This window comes from Candidatus Methylomirabilota bacterium, assembly GCA_027293415.1.
GTDB lineage: Bacteria > Methylomirabilota > Methylomirabilia > Methylomirabilales > CSP1-5 > CSP1-5.
Genome location: JAPUFX010000047.1, coordinates 1 through 10,144, shown reverse-complemented (window position 1 = coordinate 10,144; position 10,144 = coordinate 1). Strand labels below are relative to the sequence as shown.

11 protein-coding genes are annotated in these 10,144 nt (G+C 59.6%); all 11 read left to right on the top strand.

The genetic code is table 11. The annotated features are described in order from the left end of the window. The coding region (locus tag O6929_03325) for a type II secretion system F family protein (protein ID MCZ6479428.1) at positions 1 to 756 on the top strand (756 nt) is incomplete at its 5' end. A gap of 14 nt (positions 757 to 770) precedes the next feature. Next, entirely contained in the window at positions 771 to 2,468 is a 1,698-nt protein-coding gene (locus tag O6929_03320) for a GspE/PulE family protein (protein ID MCZ6479427.1), read from the top strand. Between the two features lies 1 nt (position 2,469). Beyond that, the gene (locus O6929_03315; GenBank protein ID MCZ6479426.1) at positions 2,470 to 3,390 is read left to right on the top strand and encodes a hypothetical protein; all 921 of its coding nucleotides are present in this window, start codon (positions 2,470 to 2,472) and stop codon (positions 3,388 to 3,390) included. After that, the gene (locus O6929_03310) at positions 3,375 to 3,941 is read left to right on the top strand and encodes a PilN domain-containing protein (protein ID MCZ6479425.1); all 567 of its coding nucleotides are present in this window, start codon (positions 3,375 to 3,377) and stop codon (positions 3,939 to 3,941) included. The genes O6929_03315 and O6929_03310 overlap by 16 nt, the downstream gene beginning before the upstream one ends. Further along, the gene (gene pilO, locus O6929_03305) at positions 3,938 to 4,492 is read left to right on the top strand and encodes a type 4a pilus biogenesis protein PilO (GenBank protein MCZ6479424.1); all 555 of its coding nucleotides are present in this window, start codon (positions 3,938 to 3,940) and stop codon (positions 4,490 to 4,492) included. The genes O6929_03310 and pilO overlap by 4 nt, the downstream gene beginning before the upstream one ends. A gap of 97 nt (positions 4,493 to 4,589) precedes the next feature. After that, positions 4,590 to 5,165: a hypothetical protein gene (locus O6929_03300; GenBank protein MCZ6479423.1), complete on the top strand. Its 576-nt coding sequence runs from the start codon at positions 4,590 to 4,592 to the stop codon at positions 5,163 to 5,165. Next, positions 5,162 to 7,060, top strand: a complete 1,899-nt coding sequence (locus O6929_03295; protein ID MCZ6479422.1) for a hypothetical protein — start codon at positions 5,162 to 5,164, stop codon at positions 7,058 to 7,060. The genes O6929_03300 and O6929_03295 overlap by 4 nt, the downstream gene beginning before the upstream one ends. Positions 7,061 to 7,086: 26 nt before the next feature. Further along, positions 7,087 to 7,566: a type II secretion system protein gene (locus O6929_03290; GenBank protein ID MCZ6479421.1), complete on the top strand. Its 480-nt coding sequence runs from the start codon at positions 7,087 to 7,089 to the stop codon at positions 7,564 to 7,566. A gap of 109 nt (positions 7,567 to 7,675) precedes the next feature. Next, the gene (locus tag O6929_03285; protein MCZ6479420.1) at positions 7,676 to 8,053 is read left to right on the top strand and encodes a prepilin-type N-terminal cleavage/methylation domain-containing protein; all 378 of its coding nucleotides are present in this window, start codon (positions 7,676 to 7,678) and stop codon (positions 8,051 to 8,053) included. A gap of 96 nt (positions 8,054 to 8,149) precedes the next feature. Beyond that, a complete protein-coding gene (locus tag O6929_03280) occupies positions 8,150 to 8,599 on the top strand; it encodes a type II secretion system protein (GenBank protein ID MCZ6479419.1) in 450 nt (149 codons plus the stop codon). 219 nt (positions 8,600 to 8,818) lie between these two features. Continuing rightward, a partial coding sequence (locus O6929_03275; GenBank protein MCZ6479418.1) for an SBBP repeat-containing protein occupies positions 8,819 to 10,144 on the top strand: 1,326 nt, incomplete at its 3' end.

Genomic DNA, 10,144 nt, shown 5'->3' with positions numbered 1-10,144 from the left:
CACAACCTGAAACGGATGATCACCCTGCAAAAGAAGGTGAGCTCCGCCCTCTTCTACCCTGCGATCCTCCTCGGGCTGACTACCGCCGTGGTGATCTTCCTGCTCACCGTGGTCGTCCCGACGTTTTCCCAGATGTACCAGGACTTCGATGCCCAACTCCCCTACCCGACGCGGCTCCTCTTGGCCCTCACCGACCTCGTCCGCAGCCAAATCCTCATCATTATCCCTGCCCTTCTCATCGGCCTGTTCGGACTCTGGCAGTGGCGCCGGACGCAGGCTGGCCGGCTCTATCTTGACCATCTTGTCTTGCGCCTGCCATTGGTTGGGCAGGCTATGCACCAATTCTCCCTTGCGACGTTCTGCCGAACCCTGGGAACGGTGCTCGCCGGGGGAATGCCGATGGTACCCGCCTTGCAGATAGCCACTGGGTCCGTGCAGAATCGCGCCGCTCAAGAGCAATTAGAAAGAGCGATCCCGGCGGTGACAGGGGGGGCGTCAGTTGCGGCGGCGCTGGAAGGTGCCAGGGCCGCCCCGCCGTTGGTCCTGGAAATGGTGGGGGTCGGAGAACGGACCGGTGCCCTGGAGGAGATGCTGCATCACGTGGCGGACTTTATCGAGGAAGAGCTGGATTACCGTCTTTCCGCAATGGCCACGCTGATCGAGCCGGTCATCATGGTGGTCATGGGGCTCGTCGTAGCCGGGATCGTGATCGCGATGTACCTCCCAATCTTCCACCTCTCATCGGCCATCCGATAAAGGGGGGAATACTCGTGCCAGGGATCAGGCAGCTCACACAGGTCCTCATCGAAGGAGAGTGGATCAGCCGTGAAGCGATCCAGGAAGCCGAGCGCCAGGGGCTCGAGGGGAGCCGCCTCGCCGAATATCTTGTGGAGGCCGGCCACCTCACCGAAGAGGACCTTGCGCAGGCCCGAGCCCGACAATACGGCCTCCCCTTTGTTGATCTGGACACTGTCGAGCCGGACACCAGCCTGATGAAACGCCTCCCCCCAGCCCTTTTGCAAAGTGGGGCCCTCTTCCCCTACCGGCGCAGCGACGGCCGCCTGGCCATCGCCGTGGCCAAACCAGGTGATCTCGCCCTGCTAGACGAGGTGCGCCTCTGTCTCGGAGACACGGAGATGGGGGTCGCCGCTGGAGCACAGATTCGGGCGAAACTCCAGGGGGTCGAGACCGCACAACACGTCCTCCAAGAGCTCGGCCAGGACTTCCAGCTTTCGCTGGTGACAGACGATGAAGAGGCATCGTTAAGCCTGGAGCGGGTTAAGGAAGATCAAAGTCCGATCATCAAGCTGGTGGACACGATCGTTCTTCACGCCCTGGACCGGCGGGCCAGTGACATACATTTGGAGGGGACCGAACGACACCTCCTGGTCAAATATCGGATTGATGGAATGCTTTACCCGGCCATGGAGCCTCTGGACCGGCGCTACCAGGAATCCGTCGTATCACGGATCAAGATCATGGCCGACCTGAACATCGCCGAACGCCGCGTCCCCCAGGACGGCCGGATCAAGCTTCGCCTGAAACAGAGGACGATCGACTTCCGGGTATCGGTCATGCCGAGCGACTTTGGCGAGGCCGTGGTCATTCGGATCCTGGACAAGGAGGCCATCACGGCTGAACTCAGCGAGATCAGACTCGAGCGTCTCGGATTCCCCGAAAAAGACCTCAAGCGGTTCCGGCGGTACGTCCACCGGCCTCATGGCATGATCCTGGTCACCGGCCCCACCGGCAGCGGCAAGACCACCACGCTGTACGCCGCCATCTCCGAGATCAATCACGGGCAGGACAAGATCATCACCATCGAGGATCCCATCGAATACCAGCTCAGCAACGTGGTGCAGATTCCCGTGAACGAAAAGAAGGGCCTGACCTTTGCCCGGGGGCTCCGCTCCATCCTCCGCCACGATCCTGACAAAATCATGGTTGGCGAGATCCGCGACCCCGAGACGGCCCAGATCGCGGTCCAGGCCGCGCTGACCGGCCACCTGGTGTTCACCACGGTGCACGCCAACAACATCATCGATGTCATCGGCCGGCTGATCCACATGGGCCTCGAGCCCTATAATTTCGTCTCTGCGCTGAACTGCATCATGACACAGCGTCTCGTCCGGCTGATCTGTCCGCACTGTCAGGTCCAGGCGACGCTGTCACCCGAGCTGCTCGAGGAGTCGGGATTTTCCGACCTCCCCCAGACCCCCCTGCTCGAGGGGAAGGGATGTCCCGAGTGTCTGCACACCGGCTATCGAGGGCGCACCGGGATTTTTGAACTGGCCGAGGTCACCGATCGAATCCGCCAGGCAATCTTGGACCGACGACCGCCGGCAGAGATCCGCGCGGTTGCCCGTGAGGAAGGAACAACCCCCTTACGTCAGGCGGCCTTAAACAAGCTCTACGCGGGCATCACGACCCTGCAAGAGGTCAACCGGGTCACCTTTGCGGAGACGTAACATGTTGCGAGGTGCTTGGGGACTGCAGATCGAGAAGGGACAGATCGCCCTCTGCCGGATCCGGCAGCACTCCCAAGGGCTCACAGTGAAGGAGTCGGCCTCTCATCCCCTGCCTCCCGGCCTGGTCATCCCGTCCTTCACCGAGCCGAACGTCGCCGAGGAGCAGGTATTGGTTGCTGCGCTTCGGCGCCTGCTCACGCAAGCCGGGTGGAGGGGAGGAAGTGCGGTGGTGGCCATTCCCGACCTGAGCTGTCGTATCGGATATCAAGATTTCGAAGAGCTGAAGGGGACCCCCGCTGAGGTTCGACAATTTCTCTCCTGGCGCATGAAGGATCGCCTCCCGTTTCCTGTTCAGGAGGCCCGCATCGATTATCAACCCCTCCGGTCACGAGAAGACGGGATGTGCCTTCTCTACTTGTTGGCTCGCGAGGCTGTCATCGGCCAATACGAAGCCCTGCTGGCCCAGGCCGGCCTCGAGCCAAGCCGGATCGTCCCGCGGGGGCTCGCTCTGCATCGACTGCTCGCGATCGACGGTACCCGTGGTAAGCAACTCTTCCTTACTCCCGGGCCCGCAAGTGACTTGCTCATGTATATTGAGGAGGGAGTTCCGTATCTCTGGCGGGTTCTCCCCTGGCAGGAAAACGGCAGCATCCAGGATCTGAACCATCGCGTGGAAAGGACGGTTCGAGAACTTCGTGAGACAATCACCTACCTGGAAGAAGAGATGAGGGTCGGACAATTGGACGGTCTCATCCTGTTGGGAGAGATCGAACCGGCCTTCACTGAAGCTGTGAAGACAGCTTGCCAATTTCCGATTCAAACCGTGCCTGTATCCCGGCTCAGTCTCCCTGTGGAACTCCTTCCTTCCGCCGGGGCAGCCTTGCTCCAGCAGGCCTGGAGGCCAAGATGGAAATCACCCTGAATCTCGTCTCACCTGAGATCCAGAAGCGACGGCGCCTGCGTCACCTGGCCGTGGCAGGGCTCTGCCTCAGTCTGCTCCTTGGCCTCGGCAACTTCTTCCTCTACCGTTCCTCCCGCGCGGATCTCCGTATCGCCCAGCAACGACATGAACGCTATCAGCAGGCCGTCCGCAAACGGGAAGAATCCCTCGCCGCGCTGACCAAGCGTCTGCCAGCTCAGAAGGTCGAACACCTGGATGCTCGAGTCAAGCTCTACAATCAGATCATTCAAGGGTCCACGTTCTCGTGGAGCCATCTCCTCTTTGAGCTCGAGCGGGCCATCCCGGCCAACGTCGCCCTCGTCGAAATCCAGCCCAACTTTGTCGAAGGGGACATCATCCTGACGGGTACTGCCAAGACCATGGAGGATTTGCTCGGCTGCGTGCGGAGCCTCAAAGAACGGGATGCTTTTTATCAGGTCTACCTCCTCAAGCACGCAGTGAACAAGGATCGGACCAGAGGTGGTGGGATGCAATTCAGCGTCTCGCTCCGCTACCGAGGGGAAGCCGCATGAAGCATCGATTATTGCTTCTCGCCCTCGCTCTTCTTCTGCTCAATCTGGCATTTTTCTTTCTGGCGATCCTCCCCACCCGCCGGGCGGTGCACGTCAATGCCGCTGCCGCTCAAGATCTCCAGAACCGGATTCGATCCCTTCGGCACGAAGAGCGACAACAGGAACTCCTGGTGTCCCTGTTGAACAGGATGGACCAGTTCCGCAACCAGATCCCGCCCCATGGGGCCATTCTCCAAATGATTCGGCGGGTCACCGATCTGGCCCGGAAACTCCGTCTCTCTGTCCCATCTATCAAGTATGACCCAGTAGAGGTCACGGAGGAGGCGCTGGTCAAGCTCACGGTTCAGATGGAGGTGGGGGGAAAGTACGCTGCCATCCGTCGCTTCCTGTATGAGATCGAGGGACTCCAGGATCCCCTGCTCATCGAGAAGGTGGTGCTAACCAGCCAGCGAGGGATGGACCGTCTTTCCCTCCGGCTTGCGATAGCCGCCTATTTCCTGGACGAGGAGCGCAGCCCGGCCAAACGCGAAGCGGGAGCGGGGCGCCTGTAAAAGAAAGGGGTCCATGACGAGGGATAGGAAAAAGTGGATCGTGCTTGCGTGCCTGGTAATACTCTGGGTGGTCCTCATTCTGGTGCAACGCTCACAAGTGAGGATCTCACGGCCGACCCGAGTTTCCTCTGTCTCCCGGGGCACTCCAGGACGGCGAGGAGGGCCTGCCTCGCGCCTCCAGAAACAGGCAAGGGAGCGCTCGAAGATACCCCGCCTCAAGCTCAGCCGGGCCGAGCGGGTGCGACCTCCTTTTGAACCAGAGGCTCGGAACATCTTTGCCTTGATTGAACCATCCTCTGCCTTCCGCCCAACTCCACCCGCCAAACCACAGGTCGTCACCACCCCGCCTATCCCTCCCCCTCTCGACCCGTTCGTCGAGGAGGCGAAAAAGGTTCGTTTTCTCGGGTATGCCGAGGCAGATGGCAAGGCGATGGCGTTTGTCGTCTATCAGGGCGAGGCCCTGGTGATCCCGGAGGCGGGGTCCTTTGGCCGTCTGTTTCAGGTCAAAAAGATCAAGGAAGACGTCCTTATCCTCAGCTCCACGGATGGAACAAAAGAGGTTCAGGTAAAGCTAGGCCTGGAGAGCAACGCTTTACCAAATCCAGGGCGAGGTCCCAGGCCGGGCACGACTCCACCGAATAGAGGAATTAGTCAGAGAGGGAAACAGCCATGAGGCAAAATCGATCAGCACTGTTGGTCCTGATCCTGGGGATGTTTTTCTTCCTTTCCGCCTGTGCCGATAGCACTCCGCCCCTTATAAAGGGGAAGGAGCTGATGCGGACCGGCAGCTACGACAAGGCGGTCACTTTCTACATGGAGAGACTCAGCGAGAGCCCCAAGTCTATCGAAGCCCGGTTAAATCTGGTCCGGGCCCTACGGGCGGCGGCCGCCCAGCACGCCAAGAGGGGGGTCAAACTCGAAAAGGGAGGCCGGCTCGATGCAGCCCTGATGGAGTACCGGCGCTCGCTGGAGTACAACACCGAGGAGTCCCTGGCTAAACAAGGAGTAGATCGGGTGAGAGCCAAGCTGCGGGCCCAAGAGCTGTTGACAAAGGGGAAGGATCTCTTTGACGAGGGAGAGGTGCGGGAGGCCACTTACATGCTAGATGAGGCCATGGACCTCGATCCCGAGAATACAGAGATCCAAGATGCGTATCAGGAGGCGGCCGAACAGTTACAGCAGACCGCTGATGAGGCGATCCGGGCGAGCGAGCTGGCCCCGACCAAAGAGGCCATGAGTCTCCTCTCAACAAAGCCGGTCACCCTCCGCTTCAAGGAGACCGATATCAAGGACGTGCTCGAGATCATCTCGAAGCTGGGCCAGGTCAACATCCTGGTGGACGAGGGGGTACGGGCGAAGAAGGTGACGAGCTACATCACAGATCTTCCGCTCCGCCAGGCCTTCACCCTGATCCTCAACACCAACCGCCTCTTCGCCAAGCAGATCAACGACAATTCCCTCGTCGTCATCCCGGACACCCCGGCCAAGCATCGGCAGTACGACGAGCTTCAGGTCCGGACGTTCTATCTGAGCAACGCCCAAGCAAAGCGGATCGTCAACCTCCTCCGGACTATCCTGAGCACTCGCCAGATTTTTGTCGACGAGGAGCTGAACGCCATCACCGTCCGGGATACGCCCAAAAAGATCGCCTTAGCCGCAAGGCTCATCCACCTCAACGACCGGGGGGGCGGCGAGGTGGAGCTTGATCTGGAGCTCCTGGAAGTGGACCAGGCCAAGCTCACGGACTTCGGCATCACGTTCACCGACACGTACACGGCAGGTTTCTTTCTCGGAGAAGAGGGGTTTAGTCTGGTGACTCCTGCGATACTGGGTGGGGCTTCCTTAGCGGAGGATTTTTTCTTTACCAATCCGCAGATCTTTCTGGACCTGCTCAAGAACGACAGAGAGGTGAAGGTATTGGCCAACCCCACCCTCCGGGTCCTCGATCGGCAAAAGGCCACCATCGTGATCGCAGAGAACCGGCCCTTCGCGGTCTCGACCACGACAACCAGTCCCGGGGGGACAACCGAGGCGGGAACGGTCATCGCGGGCACCACGGCCGAGACCCGCGTGGAGTTTCGGGATGTGGGCCTGACGCTGAGCTTCACCCCCATCATCCACCTGAACGGCGAGGTTACCATCGAGATCAGCTTCGAGATTTCGCAGATCGCCGCGCAGGAGCTGCAGGTGGGCAATGAGCTTCAACCCACCACCAATCGTCGGACCCTGAACACCTTCATCACACTCAGGGACGGCGAGAGTCGGCTGCTGGGGGGCCTGATCCAGGATGAGGAACGCAAAACAGTCGTGTACTCCCCGTTTCTCGGGGACCTTCCGCTCATCGGCACCCTGTTCAGGGAGACGCGGACGGAGAAGATCCGGACGGATGTCCTCATCTCCATCACCCTCCGCGTGGTGAAGCGGTTCGAGCCGCCACACCGGGATCTGTCTACCTTCTGGGCCGGGACCGGGCAGAGCTTCGAGGGCGGGCCGGTATCGCCCGCTCGAGCTCCGGCTCGCCGGCCGCGACCGGCCCGCACCCCGGCACGACCTTCGCCGCAGCAGTGATGTCGTCGACCGGGGACCATTGAACGATGACCACCTTGAAACACAAGAAAAGATGGGGCAGGTCAGGCTTCACTTTGGTGGAGCTTTTGATCACGATCGCGTTGCTTGGCGTGTTGGCCTCGGTGGCGATGCCGTTGGTAGAGGCAACCGTCACGCGGACCAAAGAGATCGAGCTCCGACGATCGCTCCGCCGGATGCGCGAAGGCATCGATCGGTTCAAGCTGGACTACGACAAGGCGAAGCAGAACGCCAAAGATGCGAAAGAGATCTTCAAGGAGCTCGTCAGGACCGATCGCACCGGCTATCCGCTCACCCTAGAAGAGATGGTCGAGACCAAGACCCTCCGCCGCATCCCCAAAGACCCGATGAGCGAAGATGGCGAGTGGGGCACACGCTCTTACTCCGACGGCTTGAAGTCAATTCTCACCGATGGGCGAGATGTCTACGACGTAGCCTCGACCAGCACGGCGACCGCTCTGGACGGGAGCACCTATGACACCTGGTAGAGAAGTTCACGGTTCACGGTTCACGGTTCACCGACCAGAGCTCAGCGTCCACGGAAAGGGTCGACGCCTAAGAACCAAGGGAATGTCCGTGAACTCTGAACTGTTCACTGTGAACCAAGGGGGTTTTACTTTTATCGAGATAATGATCGTGCTGGCCGTCATCGGTATCCTCGTCACTATGGCTCAGCCGAGCTTTAGCACCTCGGTATGGCGGGCGAGGGAAGCCACGTTAAAGGAGGACCTGTTCATTTTCCGAGACGTCATTGACCAGTATTATGCCGACCAGGGCGAGTACCCGCCGACGCTCGAAGCGCTCGTGGAAATGCGGTATCTGCGCAAGATCCCGAAGGATCCCATCACCGCGACTCATGACACCTGGTTGGTCGTCTATGCTTTCAGTGAGCTCGGGGAGGAAGAGGGGATCTTCGATGTCAAGAGCGGGAGTGACATGGTGAGCCTAGACGGCACCCCCTATACCGAATGGTGACACTAGTCAATAGTCCAACGTCCAACGTCAATGATAGGAATGGTCCCTTCCGATCTCAAAACGAAGACGTTGGCCTTTGGGCATTGGAGATTAGTTGTGCGACGTTGGACATTGGACCTTGGGCTTCGGACCCCAGCTGCCCAGTCGGGCATGACCTATATCGGCCTCCTGCTCGTCATCGTCCTGATGGGGATTGCCACGGCTGCGCTTACACCCGTGTGGAGCACTACGGTCCAGCGCGAGAAGGAGGAGGAGCTCCTCTTCCGGCTTGGTGAGTTCCGCCGAGCCATTGCTGGCTACCGTCAGGACCACGGTCGCTACCCGCGCAAGCTGGAGGACTTACTCGAGGACAAGACTCAGTTCCAGGTCCGCCGCTATCTCAGGCGGATCTATCCGGACCCCATGACCGGCGAGGCCGATTGGAAGTTAGAATTTCTCGTGGACAAGAGCGGTGTGATCGCCGGAATCCGAGACCTGCACAGCCGGAGTGAGGCCGAGGGCTTTCGCAATATCCCTGACAAGGGAAATCGATATAGCGATTGGTAGCCGGAGCCCGGTGCAACCCCTTCCCAAGTCCCAGCACCCACCTAAATCTTCATCGAAAACGATTTGTCTCCATGCCGTCTTGCTCCGAGCTGCTGACCAAAGGGCATGCAGGGATGAACCCGAGGATTACCTCGGTGGACATAAGGCATGTTGATTGCATGAGACTACCGCAAAATGACGAATACATTGCAAAAAGTCAGGAGGCGGGAGACAGAAGGCATGAAGCGGATAGGAGAAGTCTCCAGCGGGAGCACCCTACGACTTAGTCTCCTTGGTATAATCGCAATTGTCGTCATGCTGGCCCTGGGAGTAGAAGGCGTGGGAGCCCCCTTGGACCCGGCGGGCATGTTGCCCGACCCGGTAGCTAGGAAAACACCACCCGTCATCCTGCCAGAGCCCGATGTAGCGACGAAGGCCAGGATCGTCGAGGCCTACGGCAAGCTGCCGTTAAGCTTTGAGGTAAACAACGGTCAGACCGACGCCCAGGTGAAATATCTCGCTCGCGGTCGGGGCTACACGCTTTTCTTGACGGGAACCGAGGCGGTCTTGGTTTTGAAAAATCAGCCGTCCGCACTCAGCGATCAACAGTCAGCAAGAAAGGAGCATACCAAGAAGACCCAAAGCCCAAGCCGAACTGTGCTGCGGATGCAACTCGTTGGCGCCAACCCTCATCCAAAGGTTGTGGGCCTAAATAAGCTGCCCGGTAAGAGCAATTACTTTATCGGTAACGATCCCCAAAAGTGGCGCACGAATATCCCGACGTACGCCAAGGTGCGATACGGGGACGTGTATCCCAACGTGGATCTTGTCTACTACGGCAACCAGCGACAGCTAGAGTACGACCTTGTCGTCGCTCCCGGCGCCGATCCCAAAGCCATCACCCTCGCCTTTGAGGGCGCAGATAAACTCGAAATCAATGACCAGGGCGACCTTGTCCTGCAGACTGTTGCCGGCCAAGTTATCCAGCATGCCCCGGTGATATATCAGGAAATCAACGGTGTGAAGCAGGCCATCAACGGTCATTACGTCCTGCGGGGCAAGGACCATGTCGGGATTCAGGTAGGGCCCTATGATGCGACCACGCCCCTGGTCATTGATCCGGTGGTGCTGACCTACTCCAGTTATCTCGGCGGCAACGATATCGATCGAGGGAACGACATCTTTGTAGACGCTGCCGGCAATGCCTACGTGACCGGCAGTACCCTTTCGATTAACTTCCCTGGTACGGCAGGGAGTCTCATCCAGCCCAATCTCGGCAATGCCGGCGGCACCTCGGACGCCTTCGTGACGAAAATCAATGCGGCCGGCACCGCGCTTACCTACTCCACTTACCTCGGTGGCAGCCTTGGCGATCAAGGCAACAGCATCGCTGTGGACGGTCCCGGCAACGCCTACGTGACCGGCTTTACCCTTTCAACCGACTTCCCCGGCACGGCACTGAGTGCCATCCCATCAGGGACCTCCAACCGGCCCGAACTCGGCAACATCTGCGGCGACGCGGACGCCGTCGGGACAAAAATCAATGCGGCCGGCACCGCGGGGGCG